Origin of the sequence: Kribbella sp. NPDC056861, assembly GCF_040687575.1 — a bacterium.
Lineage (GTDB): Bacteria > Actinomycetota > Actinomycetes > Propionibacteriales > Kribbellaceae > Kribbella.
In genome coordinates this window covers 872542-887910 of sequence record NZ_JBFBNQ010000002.1, presented here as the reverse complement: position 1 = coordinate 887910, position 15369 = coordinate 872542, and the positions used below count along the sequence as shown (strand labels likewise).

The following is a 15369-nucleotide window of genomic DNA, read 5'->3' as shown; positions in this document are numbered from 1 at the left end:
TCCGGGTGTTGGCTGCTGCGGTACGTAGCTGACCGGCTACGGCATCCGCCTCTGCGAAGGGTCAACACCATGAGCCTCACCGCGTTCGAACTGGACATCGATGTCATTCCCGCCTCGGACCCGTCACTGGGCCGGCCGGCCCGCCCGGAGGACGCCCGCGAGGTCGACGAGAAGAGCCGGCTGACCCCGGGAACCCGCAACACCTACGCGGTCGGCATCGCCGCCTGCGTTCCGTGCTGCTGACAACTGATTCCTGACCACGTGCCGACCTTCCGGCCAGGCGCGTTCGCAGTACTGCGGCTGGCGGCCGCACCGGCCGCCGCCGCAGTACTGGCCGGCACTGCACTGGACCCGGCTACGGCTGAGGTCGAGGAGCTTCGCGGGTATCTGAGCGCGCTGCTCGCAGATGAGCAACTCCGAGAGGCCATCGAGGTCTCCAGTCCGTCGCTGGCTGCTGCGCTGTCCAAGCTCGGAGTGGACGCCGGGCCTGGCTCGCCGGCTGCTGCGGGAGCGGGCTCGGGTGCGCCGGATCGTGCGAAGGTGGAGCGGGCTGTGCTCGCGACCACGCGGTACCTGCTGCGGATGACCGGGCGCCCGACGCCGTTCGGGCTGATGGCTGGCGTGGCTCCGATCCGCTTTGACCAGACCGCCAAGGTGCGCATTGGCGCGGACCACACCCGGGTGACCTCGCCGGACTCCGGCTGGCAATACACGGCTGAGCGCCGGCGACTCCCGCTGCGGGTGGTCGCCAACAACTTGGCTGAGGTCCGCGGTGATCGTCTGGTGCTGCACTACCTGCGGAAGCTCACCGATGATCAGCCCGGCCGCCAGCTTTCCATGGCCAACTCTCCGGTGGTGCGCCTCGTCCGAGAGGCGGCCCGGGTGCCGATCGCGTACGACGTACTGCGTGGGCAGTTGCTGGTTGCGCATCCTGAAGCGTCGGTGGCTGATGCTGACGAGATGCTCGGGCAGTTGTTGGCACGGGAAATCCTGCTCGCTGAGTACCCACCTGTACAGGTCACCGAGGCGCAGGTTGATCTGCGGTTGGATGCGGATGTGCGGTTGCCGCAGGCGGTTGCTGATGAGGCGGCTCGGGCCGCCGGCCTGTTGTGGCGGCTGTCGCCACCCGGTGACGGGCTCCCCGACCTCGCGAGCTATCACCTCGACTTCCTCGACCGCTACGGCACCGACCGCATCGTGCCGGTCCTCGAGCTCCTCGACCCCCACCTCGGCCTGGGACCACCCGGCGGCTACCGCATCCCGCGCGGCGAGCGCCCGGCGGCAACAGCCCCCAACAGCTACCCGGCCACCCGAGACCAACTACTAGCCGCAGCCCTCGCCTCCAACACACCTGGCGAGTTGGTGCTCGACGACGCGCTGGTTGACCGCCTCGCCGGCGACAGCAGCGATCAAGCGCCCAACTCCATGGATCTGTGCGCCCAACTCTTCGCCGACTCTCCCGAAGCGCTCGACCGCGGTGACTTCCTGCTCGCCGCGACCAGCGGATCTCTCTCCGCCGGAGCGATGATCGGCCGGTTCGCCGGCATGCTCGACCTGACCGAACCACTCGGCGAGCTCCTCGGTCGCCACCACGACCCTCTCCCGGTACAACTGCGGTTCCAGCCGTTCGAGCCCCGCTTCGGCAACGTCCTGCGAGAACCTCAGCTGGTGCCTCACACGCTTGCCGTAGGCACCTTCGCCGATCCCGACGATCCAAAGGTGATCGACATCAGGGACGTTGCCGTCGGCACCACCGGCGAGCGCCTGTACCTGGTGGCCCCGAAGCTGGGTCGCGAGCTCGAAGTACTGCGACCCAACATGCTCAACATCGTCACCGGCGCACCCAACGCGGCTCGCTTCCTGGCAGCGATCGGGATGGCCGGGCGGCGATTCTGGACCCCGTGGCAGTGGGGCCGGCTGGAGGTTCTCCCGAAGCTGCCTCGCGTGCGATCAGGCCGCACGATTCTCGCTCCCGCGTTGTGGCGAACGGATCCAGCCCTGACCTCCACCCACCTCACCGACACCGACTGGCGTGACCAGCTCGATCGTTGGCGAGAGCAACTGGCAGTGCCGGACGTAGTACGGGTGACGACCTTCGACCACCACCTCGACCTCGACCTCCGGCTTGCGCTGCATCGACGGCTGTTCCGGGAGCAGCTGCGCAAGGATCCGAACTCCGTGGTCAGCGAGACGCCGGCGCAGTACGGGGCCGGGCTCGGGGTGACTGCCGGCCACGCCAACGAGCTCGTCATACCGCTGATCTCGACCGCCACCCGCGAGGCCGTTCCCCCCAACCCGTCCTGGCGTACGGCGAACGCACCGCGGGCGCGCTACCTGCCCGGCGGCGAGTGGCTGTCCGCGAAGGTCTACCTGCTCGACGACCTGCACGACGCGTTTCTGGCCGGCCCGATCGACCGGTTGATCGAGCGGATGGGAGCCGAGCGCTGGTACTTCCTCCGGTACTGCGATCCCGGCGCGCACCTGCGCCTTCGCTTCCACCACGGCGATCCGGCGATCCTGCATGACTGGGCCAGCGAGGCGGCCGAGGCCGGCCTGATCCGCACGGTGGTCCTCGACGAGTACGAGCCCGAGACAGTCCGGTACGGCGGCCCGGAGGCGATCGCGGCGGCCGAAGACCTGTTCTGCGCCGACAGCCGGGCCGTCATCGAACAGCTGAAGCTCAAGTTGCCGCAGTCAAGGGAAGCGCTGACCGCCCTCAACCTCGGCGACCTACTGAGCAGCCTGGGTGACCTGGATCAATGGTTCCTGGACACCTATCCGATCGACCTCTCGAACGAGCTGCCGCCGGCCGAGCGTACGGCGTTCATCGCGTTGCAGCAGGACTTCGAGCCGCTTGATTGCTGGCAGCAACGAACTGCCGCAGCGCGTCGCTACGCCGAGATCATCGACGGCAACAAACAAGCAGTGATGAGCGTCCTGCACCTGCACGCCAATCGACTGGCCGGCATGGACCGCTCCGCCGAGAACCGTGCCTACGGCCTGCTCCGCGCCGGACTGCGCAGGCAACTCGACCGAAGGAGACACGGCCGATGACGCACGAGACTGCCACGCCGTCACCTGGCGCCGACACGCGCGCCAAACCCGGAGCGCAGGCGGTAGTCGACACGTTGGCCGACCGGCTGCGCGATCCAGAAGCCGTAGTAGCCGCGACAACGGCCAATGGCGACCTGATCGACATCGCCGACATCCCTTGCCCGCCGTGGGATCCGAGTACCCTCTCGCGCGGCCCCGGCGCCCTCGCGATCCTGTACTCCGAACTGGGTGACCGCGAGACCGCCCACGAGTATCTCCTCCGCACGGTGGCCGCATCGGGTTCGAGCCCGGTCGACGGCCCGTTCCAGGGGTTAGGTGGCCTCGCGACGGCGACTCGCCTGGCGGCGCGCGATCCTGACGACTACGCCGGGATCCTGGGTCGGCTCGACGATCGGATGAGTGAACACGCACGCTGGTTGGTGCGAGTCCACGAGGCCACCCGGCAGGGCGGCGTACCGACGTGTGCCGGGGTGGTGGACACGATCAGCGGGCTCAGTGGCGTCGGCCGGTATCTGCTGGCCCGCGGCCGCTTCGACGTACTGCGGGAAGTGCTGTCCTGCCTGGCCACGTTGCGCGAGCCGATCGTGGTCGACGGCGTACCGGTGCCGGGGTGGTGGTTCGACGGGACCGAGAAGTCGCTCGTCGGGCCGGAGTTCGAGCAGGGACAGGTCAACTTCGGACTGGCCCACGGGATCCCGGGTCCGCTCGCCTTGCTCTCACTCGCCTGGACCGCAGGCGTCCGCGTCGAGGGACAGGCGGAGGCGATCGAGTGCATCGCCGACTGGCTACTGGAGTGGCGCGAAAAGGATGCCTGGGGCAGCTATTGGACGGCCTACATCCCTCTCCCGTACTACGCCGACCGTACTGCGGCCGAGCCACCGCGGCCGGCCCGCGCCTCTTGGTGCTACGGCGCGCCCGCGATCGCCCGGACGCTCGAGTTCGCAGCGACCGCCTTGGACAGGCCGGAGTGGAGCGAGGCGGGGCTGGAGGCCTTCCGCTCGCTGCTCACCCGGCCCCGCGAGAGTTGGGGCATCACCGACGACGCGCTCTGCCACGGCTGGGCTGGGATGCTCAATCTCTGCACCATCTTCGACCGCAACCACCCGGACGAGAATTTCGGAGCGGTAGCCGACGAGATCGCGACCGGTTTGGCCGAGCGTTTCGACCCCGCGCTGCCGTTCGGCTACCGCTACCACCAACCACTCGCCGAGCTGAGCCTCGACCTGCCCGGTTTGATGGAGGGCGCGGCCGGGATCGCGCTCGCCCTCGACGGCTACGTCCGCGCGCCTCGAACCGGGTGGGATTCGGCTCTGCTGCTCAGCTGATGCAGGTCTAGGTGGCCGGCAGGATCCGCCCGCTGACAGAGCCCAGGCCGATGGTGGTGCCGTCGGAGTTGGTCGCGGTGGCGGTGATGGTGACCTCGTCGCCGTCCTGCAGGAAGGTGCGCTCCTCGCCCTTCACCGTGATCGGCTCGCGCCCACCCCAGCTGAGCTCGAGGAACGAACCGCGCTGGTTCTTCTCCGCGCCGGACACCGTGCCCGAGGCGAACAGGTCGCCGGTCCGGACCGAGGCGCCGTTGACCGACAGGTGGGCGAGCATCTGCGCGGCCGACCAGTACATCTCCCGGTACGGCGGAGTGCTCACCAACTCGCCGTTCCAGAACACCTCGAAAGTGATGTCGAGATTGGTCAGCCGCTCGCTCGCGAGATAGGGCAGAACGGCCGGCTCTTGGGTGTCCAGGGCAACTTCCGCGCCTTCGAGGGCCTCCAGCGAGACCACCCAGGGCGAGATCGAGGTGGCGAACGACTTGCCGAGGAACGGGCCGAGCGGCACGTACTCCCAGGCCTGGATGTCGCGGGCCGACCAGTCGTTCAGCACGACCACGCCGTACACGTGATCCTTGAAGTCCGCCACGCCAACCCGGCTGCCGAGCGAGGATGGTGTGCCCACGACGTACCCGAGCTCCACCTCGATGTCGAGCCGTTGGGACGGCCCGTACGACGGGATCTCGGCGGTGGGCGCCTTGCGTTGGCCGCTCGGCCGGACGATGTCGGTGCCACTGGCAACGACCGTCCCGGCGCGGCCGTGGTACCCGACCGGCAGGTGCTTCCAGTTCGGCAGCAGCGGCTCGGCGTCCGGGCGGAACAGTTTGCCGACGTTGGTCGCGTGGTGCTCGGAGGCGTAGAAGTCGACGTAGTCGGCGACCTCGAACGGCAGCAGCATCGTCACCGCGGACTGCGGGATCAGGTACGGCTCGACGGCGTCGCGGTTGGTCTCGTTGCGGACCAGGTCGAGCAGCCACTCGCGGGTCGCGTGCCAGGCCGGCCGGCCGAGCGCGAGGAAGGCATTCAGCGTCGGCTGCGCGAACACCTGCGCTCCGTCGAGCATCTGGGCCGAAGCGACCGGGGCAAGGTCGATCACCAGGTCGCCGATCGCCGCGCCCACCCTCGGCTCCTCGTCGCCGGTCCGGAAGATGCCGAGCGGCAGGTTCTCCGGTCCGAACGGGGAGTTCGCGGGGATGTCGATCCAGGTCACTGGTCCTCCAGCAGGTTCAGGGCGGTCAGGTCGTGGCGGGGTTCGTCGATGCTGCACGAGCCGAACGAGGTGAACCACCGGCGGGTGCTGATGGCCTGCTCCTCGGTCAGCTCGGCTGCTGTGGCTGCGAGGCTCTCGCCGTCGCGGTTCTCCAGTACTGCGGCAACCTCGTCCTGGTCGGCGCCGTCGAGCGAGGCGCGGGTCGCGAGCAGGACGTTGAGGAAGCCGTGGTGCTCGAAACCGGTGTCTTCGGCGGTGTGCCGAACAGCGTTGTGCAGACCGGCCGTGCACTTGAACGCGACCTCGCGGTCCAGGCAGGCGGTGATGAAGGCGGCGATCTGGCCGGCGGTCGGGAAGAGCGACGGGTCGAGGCCGCCGGTGCGCAGCTTGGCGGCGTACCCGGCGTCGGCGACGACGTCGAGCGCGCGCTCCCAGCCGCCCTCCAGACCGATCTCGACGAAGGCGGTCTCGTCGTCCAGGCAGTCGTCGCAGGCGCGGACCACGCGTAGCGCGTTGCGGGACAGGTCGTCCTCGTCGCGCAGCCGGACCTCGACCGCCTTGACGACGACGTCGGCCGAGCGGTCGCCGTACCGGACGGCGGGCTCGATCCCACCGGCGCCGCCGGTGATCACCACCGAGACGTCGAGCGGCGAGCCGGTCCTCGCAGCCTCGGCGGCGACCTTCATCAGGTTGTCGTCGGTGCAGATCAGCGGACCGACGAGCTCGGCGTACGGCGCCTGCCGGTGCGCCCGGTGGGCGGTGACGGCTTCGACCAGGGGGAGGTCGCCGGGCGGGAACATCGCCGCGTCGTCGACCAGGTGCCGGAACAGGGCAGGGATGGTTGACATGGCTCCGAGCCTAACGGATGCTTTCGGTAAGCGGACACACGTGTTCGATAATCGGTGTGGGAGAAGGAGTCATGGCGTTCTATCGGCAGGCAGGGCAGATTCCGCCGAAGCGGCACACCCAGTTCCGCAAACCGGACGGCGGGCTGTACTACGAGGAGCTGATGGGCGAGGAGGGGTTCTCGTCGGACTCGTCGCTGCTGTACCACGCGGGCGTGCCGTCGGCGATCGTCGATTCCCAGCTCTGGGAGCTGCCGGACCTCTCGACCACGGCGAACCATCCGCTGACGCCGCGCCACCTGAAGCTGCACGATCTGTTCGCGTCGGGCGCGGGCAACAACGTGGTCGAGCAGCGCCGGCTGGTGCTGGGCAACGGCGATGTCCGGATCTCGTACGTGATCGCCGCCGAGGTCTCGCCGTACTACCGGAACGCTGTCGGCGACGAGTGTGTGTACATCGAGCGCGGCTCGGCGGTGGTGGAGACCGTGTTCGGGGTGCTCAACGCGGTCGAGGGCGACTACGTGATCATCCCGCGGGCCACCACGCATCGCTGGCTGCCGGGTGCGGACGGCGTACAGGCCTACTGCATCGAGGCGAACAGCCACATCGCGCCGCCGAAGCGCTACCTGAGCCGGTACGGGCAGTTCCTCGAACACGCGCCGTACTGCGAACGCGACCTGCACGCGCCCGGCGCGACCTTCGTTGTCGAAGGCACCGATGTCGAGGTGCTGGTCAAGCACCGCGGCCACGGCGCTGCCGGGATCGTCGGCAGCCGGATGACGTACGCGACGCACCCCTTCGACGTGGTCGGCTGGGATGGTTGCCTCTACCCCTACACCTTCAACGTGAGCGACTTCGAGCCGATCACCGGCCGGATCCACCAGCCGCCACCCGTGCACCAGGTCTTCGAGGCCAACAACTTCGTCATCTGCAACTTCGTGCCGCGCAAGGTGGACTACCACCCGCTGTCGGTGCCGGTGCCGTACTACCACTCGAACGTGGACTCCGACGAGGTGATGTTCTACTGCGGCGGGGACTACGAGGCACGCAAGGGCTCGGGGATCGGGCTGGGGTCGATCTCGCTGCACCCGGGTGGGTATGCGCACGGGCCGCAACCAGCCGCCATCGAGGCGTCGCTCGGGGCTGAGTCCTTCGAGGAGTTGGCCGTCATGGTCGACACCTTCCGGCCGCTGGAGGTCGGCGAGGGCGGCGCGGCCGTCGACGACGGGGTGTACGCCTGGACCTGGGCCGGCCGCCGCCTGTAGCCATCCCGGCAGCCCGCGTACGCGGGCCGGGGTCCGTGTCGCAGAGCAGCCGGACCCCGGGCCTGAGAAGGTTGGGGGATGAGCGATCAGGTTCCGGTGCAGACGTTTGTCGTCGGCATCGATCAAGCGGCCGTCCTGCAGCGGCGGGCCGTGGTCAGCAAGGGGCAGCGGCGGGGTGCCTGGGTGACCCTGGGGATCGGGGCCTTGGGCATCGGGCTGGCGGTCTACGCGCTGGTCGCGTTCCAGGGCGCCGGGATGTGGCCGTTCTCGTTGCTGTTGATCGCGGCAATGGTTCCGCTGGTGGCGAGCACGGTGCTGGCGCTCAGGCTGGACAAGGAGCGGCAGCGGTGGTTCGCGGCCAACGAGTTGCCGCCGGTGGCGATGCGGATGTCGCCGAAGGGGCTGGCGCTGGCCTGTGAGGGGGCGGCGTACCCGGTGTTCCTGCCGTGGGCCGCGGTTCAGGGCTTCAAGCAAGTCAAGATCTTCGGTCAGTTCGTGCTCGAGCTCAAGCTGAAGCCGGGCATCGGCGCGACCACCGCAGGCGTCCGCGGGCTGGATCAGCCCGCGGTGCGGTCAGTCGTCAAGCCGAGCCCGTTGCTCAAGCCGACCGGTCTCTACCTGGTGAAGGCGCTGGACCAGCCGGTTCACGTCATTGATCAGGCCTTGAAACACTTCTCGGACGGCAAGTCCTCGATCGTCAGCTAGCAGGGGAGCGCGCGGAAGGTGAAGCCGCGCGCCCGCAGTTGGGTCAGCGCGCGGTCGAGGGCCGCGACGGTCTGGGTGCGGTTGCCTCCGCCGTCGTGCATCAGGATGATCGCGCCGGGGAAGGCGCCGCGGAGGATCTCACGCTCGATCCTGGCCGCGCCGGGCTTCTCCCAGTCGTTGGTGTCGACGTCCCAGAGCACCTGGCGCTGGTGGTTCGCCGCCGCGACCTTCGCCACCGCCGGGTTGGTGTCGCGGTACGGCGGGCGGAAGCACTTCGACTTCACGCCGCTGAAGATCTCCTCGTGCACCCGCTTCGGCGTCAGGTGGGTGAGCATCGGGTGGTCCCAGGTGTGGTTGCCGATGCTGTGACCCTGGCCGCGAGTGGTCTCGACCAGTTCCGGGTGCGCTGCCGCCTCCTTGCCCAGGACGAAGAAGGTGGCCTTCGCCTGGTGCCGGGCCAGCACGGTCAGCACCTTCGGCGTGAAGACCGGCTGCGGCCCGTCGTCGAAGGTCAGGTAGATCACCTTGCCGTCGTTGCCGAGCGTCCAGTCGTCGGCCGTGGTACTCGCGGTCCGCTGGTTCTTCCGCCCGGCGGCCGTGGTCCGGTGGCCCGCCTTGGTCGATCCCGGTTTGGAGAACTTCGAGAACTTCGACTGGATCGGTTTGGCCGGCACCCGGCCGGCTGGTCCGCTCGCCAGTTGGCGGTCGCTGGAGGGCGACGCCGCGGACGGGTTGGCCGCCTGGGCGAGGGCGGCTCCGAACAAGATGGCGGCAACGAGAAAGAGTTTGCCGGGCGGCAAGGTCATTGCGGCATCCTCTCGCGACGACCGGGCCATCCGGGCACCACCCCCCGGCGTTTCGGACGTATCGTGCCTCTCGGGGCAGGTCGGGCCGGCCCACAGGCAGGCCCGGCGGACCCCGGCCAGAACCCGACGACGCGTGAGGCGACAGTGATGACGGACAGCGACCAGACGACAGCCGGTACGCCGGCCGAGCCGGTAGGTGGAGTTGAGAACCACGGCATGGGCAGGCGAACGGTGATCGGCGGTGCCGCCGCGACGGCGCTGGCAGCGGCCGGTTTCACGGCGGCACCGGCGTACGCGGGCAAGCCCAAGGAGCCGGAGGTGGTCCGGCTCACCGTGATGGGCACCACCGACCTGCACGGCAACGTCTTCAACTGGGACTACTTCAAGAACGCCGAGTACGACGACTCCGCGCACAACGACATCGGGCTGGCCAAGATCGGCACCCTGGTGAAGGCGGTCCGGACCCGGATCAAGGGCGAGCGGCACGCCCCCGACCCGCTGCTGATCGACGCCGGCGACACCATCCAGGGCACTCCGCTGGCCTACTACTTCGCCAAGATCCAGCCGATCACCGGTGGCCACCGGCACCCGATGGCCGCGGCGATGAACGAGATCGGGTACGACGCCGCCGCGCTCGGCAACCACGAGTTCAACTACGGCCTCGACATCCTGCGCAAGTTCCAGAGCCAGCTGCACTTCCCGCTGCTCGGCGCGAACGCACAGGACTGGACCACCGGCCTGCCGGTCTTCCCGCCGTACGTGCTGAAGAAGGTCCAGGTGCACGGCCAGGGCCAGATCACGGTCGGCATCCTCGGCCTGACCAACCCCGGGATCGCGATCTGGGACAAGGCGAACGTCGAGAACAAGGTCAAGTTCGGCGGCATCGTCGAGCTCGCCAAGGAGTGGGTGCCCAAGGTCCGCGCGGCCGGCGCCGACATCGTGATCGTCTCCGCGCACTCGGGGATGGACCTCTCCTCGTCGTACGGCGACGCGCTGCCGGTGCCCGAGAACGCGTCGGTCCTGATGGCCGAGACCGTCCCGGGCATCGACGCCGTCCTGGTCGGGCACGCGCACCTGGAGATCCCGCAGCGACTGGTGACCAACAAGGTCACCGGCGCGCAGGTGGTGCTGACCGAGCCGCTCAAGTGGGGCATGCGGCTCTCGCTGATCGAGCTCGACGTGCAGAAGGTCGGCGGGAAGTGGACGGTCCTCGACCGGCACAGCCAGGTGCTGAACGCGAACACGGTGATGTCCGACCCCAAGGTGGTCCGGATCCTGCAGGAGGACCACGACAAGGTCGTCGGCTACGTCAACTCCAAGATCGGCACCTGCACCGAGGCGATGTCGGCCGCGACCGCGCCCTGGGAGGACACTGCCGCGCTGGACTTCGTGAACTTCGTCCAAGCGGACGCGGTCAGCAAGGCCCTGGTCGGTACGCCGCAGGCCACACTGCCCGTACTCGCGATCGCGGCGCCGTTCAACCGCGCCGCCGCGATCCCCGCAGGTGACGTCTCGGTGCGCGACGTGGCCGGGCTCTACATCTTCGACAACACGCTGCTCGCGGTCACCATGACCGGCGCCCAGGTGAAGGACTACCTGGAGTTCTCGGCGCAGTACTTCAAGCAGGTCAGCGGCCCGGGCCCGTTCCCGTCCGACCAGGTCACCAACGCGGTGACGCCGACCGCGCCGGGCGGTACGCCGGACTACAACTACGACATCCTGGGCGGCCTGACCAAGCCGCTGGCCTACAAGATCGACATCGCCAAGCCGACCGGTTCGCGGATCACCGACCTGAGCTACGACGGTGCGCCGGTGGCCGCCGGCCAGCAGTTCGTTGTCGCGGTCAACAACTACCGGCAGTCCGGCGGCGGCAACTTCCCGCACGTCAAGACCGCGCCGGTGGTCTACAACCGGCAGGTCGAGATCCGGCAGCTGATGATCGACTACGTCACCGCCACCGGTGAGGTGAACCCGAACGCGTTCCACACCACCGACTGGTCGCTGACCGCCAACGGCGCGCCCGTGGTGGTCACCTCCTGAGGTACCCAGAGGCTCCCCGCTCTTCGGAGTGGGGAGCCGCTGTCTGGTCCCGAGGTCTTGACCCCGGAAGAGAGCAAGTGATTTAGTCACTTTGTGACTTACTCAACGATGGATGTGACCCCGAGCCTGTCGGACCGGCTGACCGAGGCGATCCTCGGCATCATCCGCGACGCCGACCTGGGCCCCGGCGACGCCATCCCGTCCGCCCGTGAGCTGGCCAAACGCTTCGAGATCACCACGCCGACCATCCGCGAGGCGCTGCGCAAGCTGGAGGCCACCGGGGCGGTCGAGTTCCGGCACGGTTCGGGCACCTACGTGGGTCCCACGATCAACAACGTCGTCCTCGCCAATCCGCACCGCCCGCCGATCACCAAGGAATCGGTGCTGCAGCTGATCGGCGCTCGCCTGCTGATCGAGCCGGCGGTGGCGGCTCAGGCCGCAATCGCTACTCAGTCTCTGGACAAGCTGGAAGCTGCGGTGACCAACGCGCTCACCCCACCTGGTGGTCCCGCGTTCGCGCTCAACTTCCACGTGGAGCTGGCGGCGGCGAGCGGGAATCCGGTGGTCGAGGAGTTGATCGGCAGCCTGCTCAAGGTGCGGTTGCGAGAGCAGCAGCAGATCCGGCAGCTGTACGACAATCGCAACCGCGATTACGAGGAGCACCGGGCAATCTTCGAGGCCGTGCAGGCCGGTGACGCCGCCGCTGCCGAGCAGCTCACCCGGGATCACCTCGATCACATTCGCGTGGCCGTCGAGGCTGCTGAGTTCTTGGAGTTGCCGTGAGCAACAAGTTGGCAGAGATGACGACCGACCAGGCGCGCGACGCCGTCCGGCTGGCACCGCTGGTGATCATCCCGGTCGGGGCGCAGGAGCAGCACGGCGGCGGAATGGCGATGTCCACCGATACCGTCCGCGCCGAGGGTCTCGCCGACCTGGTGGCCGATCGGCTCGAAGGTCGCGCGGTGATCGCGCCGCCGCTCAACTACGGCGTCTCCCCGCACCACATGGCGTTCGCCGGCACCATCACGTTGTCCCCGGCAACCTTCCAGTCCGTACTGCGTGAGCTGATCGCGAGTCTGCAGCAGCACGGCTGGACCCAGTTCCTGGTGATCACCGGGCACGGCGGCAACAACGCGGCGCTCAGCGTGCTGGCCCAGGAATACCTCCTGCACCCGGAGCTCACCTTCGCGTGGACACCCATCACGCCGCTCGTCTCCGACCTGATCGCCGGTATGGACGTCAGCCAGGTGCACGGTCACGCGGGCGAGGCCGAGACCGCCCAGATGCTCTATCTCGAACCCGACCTCGTCTACGCCGAACTCCTGGAGCCCGGCGCCCTGCTACTCGACGATCTGACTCCGAAAGCCCGGCTGTCCCGGCAGGCCCAAGGTCCACGCCTGTCCGTCGGGTTCGACGCGTACCACAAGCGTGGCGTCCTGGGTGATCCCCGACGTGCCACCGCCGAGGACGGCCGACTCCTGGTCGAGACCGCCGCTGACCGCATCGCCGCCTTCGCCGACGAGTTGCTCTCGGCCTGATCGCCGCCGGTCCTGGCCGGCGCTACGTAGTACCGAACTCACTCTTACTGGACCGCCCGATGCGTTCCAGGCGCGAGCCTGCCCGCCCGCAGGCCGCCGGCCCGAGGAGGCACCCTGATGAACCTCGCACGCCCGAAAACCCTGGCAGCCATCCTGGTCGCGGCCGGCCTGGTGACCGCCGCCACCGTGTTGCCCACGGCAACAGCAGCCCAGCCGTCCGCCCGTACGGCGGGTTGCGGCAAGCAAGCCGCGCCGACCGGCGACTACTCGCTGGTCAGCGGCGGCCTGACCCGAACGTACCGGCTGCACGTGCCGGCGAAGTACAACGCGAACAAGGCCTACCCGTTGATCGTCGTCTTCCACGGTCGCGGCAAGACCGGCGCCCAGACGGAGGCGTTCTCGGACCTGTCGAAGCTCGACGCGGTAGTTGCCTACCCCAACGGTGTGCTCGGCGACGAGGCCAAGCAGGCTTGGCAGGGCGCGCCGTACTCCGCCAAGGGGGTCGACGACGTGAAGTTCACCGCCGACCTGCTGGACGGGTTGCAGGCGGCGTACTGCGTCGACACTCGAGCGGTCTATGCGACCGGAAAGTCCAACGGGGCGGGCTTCACGGGGATCCTGGCCTGTTCGATGGCTGACCGGTTCGCTGCGATCGCGCCGGTGGCGGGTGCGTTCTACCAACAGGGCAAGCGGTGTCAGCCGAGCCGGCCGGTGCCGGTCCTCGACATCCACGGGACCGGAGATACCACCATCCCGTACGACGGTGACGGTGCGCGCGACCTGCCGAGTGTGCAGACGTGGGTCCGCGACTGGTCGGTGCGTGATCACTGCAGCGCCGACCCGCGGACCAAGCAGCTCGGCGACGATGTGCTGATCACCACCTACAAGGGGTGCAAGGCGGACGTCGTACACGTTGCGGTCACTGATGGTGGGCACTCCTGGCCGGGCTCCGATGCCGCCTCCGGACCGGGGTACGTGACCCAGACGTTCGAGGCGCACGAGCTGATCGGTGACTTTTTCGCAGCTCACAAGTTGAGGAGCTGAGATGACGACGACTGCGACCGAGCCGAAGGAGCTGCCGCGCCTGGTCCGGGCGATGGCGGTGATCGAGCGGGCCGGCAACGCGCTGCCGCATCCGTTCTGGCTGTTCTGGATCCTGTCCGGGATCCTCGCCGTGGTGAGCGCGATCCTGGCCGCGCTGGACGTCTCGGTGATCTCGCCGAAGGATGGCAAGACCGTCGCGGTACAGAATCTGCTGTCCGGTGACGGGCTGCAGATGGCCGTCTCGACGGCGGTCTCGAACTTCGCCGAGTTCCCGCCGATGGCCACCATCGTGGTGGTGATCATGGGCGTCGCGCTGGCTGAGCGGACCGGCTTCCTGCAATCGGTGATGAAGGTCAGCGTCTCCCGGGTGCCGACCTCGATGGTGGTCTTCGCGGTCGCCTTCGCCGGCACCATGTCGCACGTCGCGTCGGCGGCGGCGTACATCATCCTGGTACCGCTCGGCGGGCTCGCGTTCCGCGCGGTCGGCAAGTCGCCGATCCTCGGCATCGTGGTCGCCTACACCGCGATCGCCTCGGGGTACGACGCCAGCCCGATCCCGACCCCGAACGACGCGATCTTCGCCGGCATCACCGAGGCCGCGGCCAAGACGATCGACCCGGAGGCGAGCGTCTCGCCGCTGTCGAACTGGTTCTTCAACATCGCGTCGTCGGTGCTGCTCGCGCTGGTCATCACTTTGGTGACCCGGCTGGTGCTGAGCAAGCGCGACGACCTCGACGCCGATCCCGATGCGCCTGGCGATGACCCGGATGCGCTGACGCTCTCTTCGCGGGAGCGCACTGGGTTGCGTCGTGCCGGTCTTGTGTTCTTGGTCAGCGCGGTCGCGATCGTCGCCGTGCTGATCCCGCACGGTTCGCCGCTGCGGGGTGAGAACGGCAGCATCGTCGAATCGCCCTTCCTGGATGGGATCGCGATGGTGGTCGCGGTGCTGTTCGGGCTGGTCGGGATCACGTACGGCGTGACGGTCGGCGTGATCAAGACCGGCGGCGACGTACCGCGGCTGATGGGGGAGGGGATCAAGCAGATGGCACCGGTGCTGGTGCTGTTCTTCGCGATCGCCCAGTTTTTCGCGTACTTCAGCTGGAGCAAGATCGGCGATCTGCTGTCGGCCGAGTCAGCGCGGTGGCTGGGTGACCTCGGCGCACCGACCGTCGTGATCTTCCTCGGCATCCTGGTCCTGCTGACCCTGATCAACATCCTGGTCACCAGCGGCTCGGCAATGTGGTCGCTGACCGCGCCGATCCTGGTGCCGATGATGCTGCTGCTCGACGTCCCGGCCGAGACCACTCAGGCGCTGTTCCGGATCGCTGACTCCGGCTCGACCGCGATCACCCCGATGAGCCCGTACTTCGTGATGGCGCTGGGCTTCCTGCAGCGGTATCGGAAAGACGCGGGGGTCGGAACGCTGGCGTCGTACACGGTGGCGTTGGCGATCCCGATGACCATCGCGTGGACCCTGCTGTTCCTGGCTTGGTGGGCCCTGGGGATCCCACTCGGTCCCGGTGCGCCGGTCCGGTAG

13 protein-coding genes are annotated in these 15369 nt (G+C 68.5%); 10 read left to right on the top strand and 3 right to left on the bottom strand.

All coding sequences use genetic code 11. The annotated features are described in order from the left end of the window. Positions 1-69: 69 nt before the first annotated feature. From AB0P21_RS11220 to AB0P21_RS11210, 3 genes are read left to right on the top strand one after another with little or no spacing between them, the layout of a single operon-like run. A complete protein-coding gene (locus tag AB0P21_RS11220) occupies positions 70-243 on the top strand; it encodes a hypothetical protein (RefSeq protein ID WP_363695682.1) in 174 nt (57 codons plus the stop codon). Between the two features lie 18 nt (positions 244-261). Continuing rightward, positions 262-3054: a lantibiotic dehydratase gene (locus AB0P21_RS11215; protein WP_363695681.1), complete on the top strand. Its 2793-nt coding sequence runs from the start codon at positions 262-264 to the stop codon at positions 3052-3054. Beyond that, positions 3051-4379, top strand: a complete 1329-nt coding sequence (locus AB0P21_RS11210) for a lanthionine synthetase C family protein (protein WP_363695680.1) — start codon at positions 3051-3053, stop codon at positions 4377-4379. Before AB0P21_RS11215 ends, AB0P21_RS11210 begins: the two co-directional genes overlap by 4 nt. 7 nt (positions 4380-4386) lie before the next feature. Here the strand turns inward: AB0P21_RS11210 and fahA are convergent, their stop codons facing one another. Next, the gene (fahA, locus tag AB0P21_RS11205; protein ID WP_363695679.1) at positions 4387-5589 is read right to left on the bottom strand and encodes a fumarylacetoacetase; all 1203 of its coding nucleotides are present in this window, start codon (positions 5587-5589) and stop codon (positions 4387-4389) included. Further along, positions 5586-6437: a hypothetical protein gene (locus AB0P21_RS11200; protein ID WP_363695678.1), complete on the bottom strand. Its 852-nt coding sequence runs from the start codon at positions 6435-6437 to the stop codon at positions 5586-5588. The genes fahA and AB0P21_RS11200 overlap by 4 nt, the downstream gene beginning before the upstream one ends. Before the next feature lie 71 nt (positions 6438-6508). Between AB0P21_RS11200 and AB0P21_RS11195 the strand changes: the two genes are divergently transcribed. Next, positions 6509-7699 carry a homogentisate 1,2-dioxygenase gene (locus AB0P21_RS11195; protein WP_363695676.1) on the top strand — a complete coding sequence of 397 codons (1191 nt, stop codon included), beginning with the start codon at positions 6509-6511 and terminating at the stop codon, positions 7697-7699. 78 nt (positions 7700-7777) lie between these two features. Continuing rightward, on the top strand, positions 7778-8404 hold the full coding sequence (locus AB0P21_RS11190; RefSeq protein ID WP_363695674.1) for a hypothetical protein: 627 nt from the start codon (positions 7778-7780) through the stop codon (positions 8402-8404). On the opposite strand, the gene AB0P21_RS11185 is transcribed toward AB0P21_RS11190, so the two are convergent. Next, a complete protein-coding gene (locus AB0P21_RS11185; protein ID WP_363695672.1) occupies positions 8401-9210 on the bottom strand; it encodes a polysaccharide deacetylase family protein in 810 nt (269 codons plus the stop codon). The genes AB0P21_RS11190 and AB0P21_RS11185 overlap by 4 nt on opposite strands. A 147-nt stretch (positions 9211-9357) precedes the next feature. On the opposite strand from AB0P21_RS11185, the gene AB0P21_RS11180 reads away from it, so the two are divergent. The 5 genes from AB0P21_RS11180 to AB0P21_RS11160 all read left to right on the top strand — a co-directional run bounded on the left by AB0P21_RS11180 (position 9358) and on the right by AB0P21_RS11160 (position 15369). Next, complete coding sequence (locus AB0P21_RS11180) at positions 9358-11250, top strand: 5'-nucleotidase C-terminal domain-containing protein (protein ID WP_363695670.1); 1893 nt, start codon at positions 9358-9360, stop codon at positions 11248-11250. A 93-nt stretch (positions 11251-11343) separates the two neighbouring features. Next, positions 11344-12033, top strand: coding sequence for a GntR family transcriptional regulator (locus AB0P21_RS11175; protein ID WP_363695669.1), 690 nt, complete (start codon positions 11344-11346; stop codon positions 12031-12033). Further along, the gene (locus tag AB0P21_RS11170) at positions 12030-12788 is read left to right on the top strand and encodes a creatininase family protein (RefSeq protein ID WP_363695667.1); all 759 of its coding nucleotides are present in this window, start codon (positions 12030-12032) and stop codon (positions 12786-12788) included. Before AB0P21_RS11175 ends, AB0P21_RS11170 begins: the two co-directional genes overlap by 4 nt. A gap of 117 nt (positions 12789-12905) precedes the next feature. Continuing rightward, positions 12906-13832: a PHB depolymerase family esterase gene (locus AB0P21_RS11165; protein WP_363695666.1), complete on the top strand. Its 927-nt coding sequence runs from the start codon at positions 12906-12908 to the stop codon at positions 13830-13832. 1 nt (position 13833) lies between these two features. Next, entirely contained in the window at positions 13834-15369 is a 1536-nt protein-coding gene (locus tag AB0P21_RS11160; RefSeq protein ID WP_363695664.1) for an AbgT family transporter, read from the top strand.

Excerpts from the sequence above, each read along its gene's own strand:
- AB0P21_RS11220 (WP_363695682.1), top strand. The coding sequence starts at position 70 with ATGAGCCTCACCGCGTTCGAACTGGACATCGATGTCATTCCCGCCTCG.
- AB0P21_RS11210 (WP_363695680.1), top strand. The coding sequence starts at position 3,051 with ATGACGCACGAGACTGCCACGCCGTCACCTGGCGCCGACACGCGCGCC.
- AB0P21_RS11200 (WP_363695678.1), bottom strand. The coding sequence starts at position 6,437 with ATGTCAACCATCCCTGCCCTGTTCCGGCACCTGGTCGACGACGCGGCG.
- AB0P21_RS11195 (WP_363695676.1), top strand. The coding sequence starts at position 6,509 with ATGGCGTTCTATCGGCAGGCAGGGCAGATTCCGCCGAAGCGGCACACC.
- AB0P21_RS11190 (WP_363695674.1), top strand. The coding sequence starts at position 7,778 with ATGAGCGATCAGGTTCCGGTGCAGACGTTTGTCGTCGGCATCGATCAA.
- AB0P21_RS11185 (WP_363695672.1), bottom strand. The coding sequence starts at position 9,210 with ATGACCTTGCCGCCCGGCAAACTCTTTCTCGTTGCCGCCATCTTGTTC.
- AB0P21_RS11180 (WP_363695670.1), top strand. The coding sequence starts at position 9,358 with ATGACGGACAGCGACCAGACGACAGCCGGTACGCCGGCCGAGCCGGTA.
- AB0P21_RS11165 (WP_363695666.1), top strand. The coding sequence starts at position 12,906 with ATGAACCTCGCACGCCCGAAAACCCTGGCAGCCATCCTGGTCGCGGCC.
- AB0P21_RS11160 (WP_363695664.1), top strand. The coding sequence starts at position 13,834 with ATGACGACGACTGCGACCGAGCCGAAGGAGCTGCCGCGCCTGGTCCGG.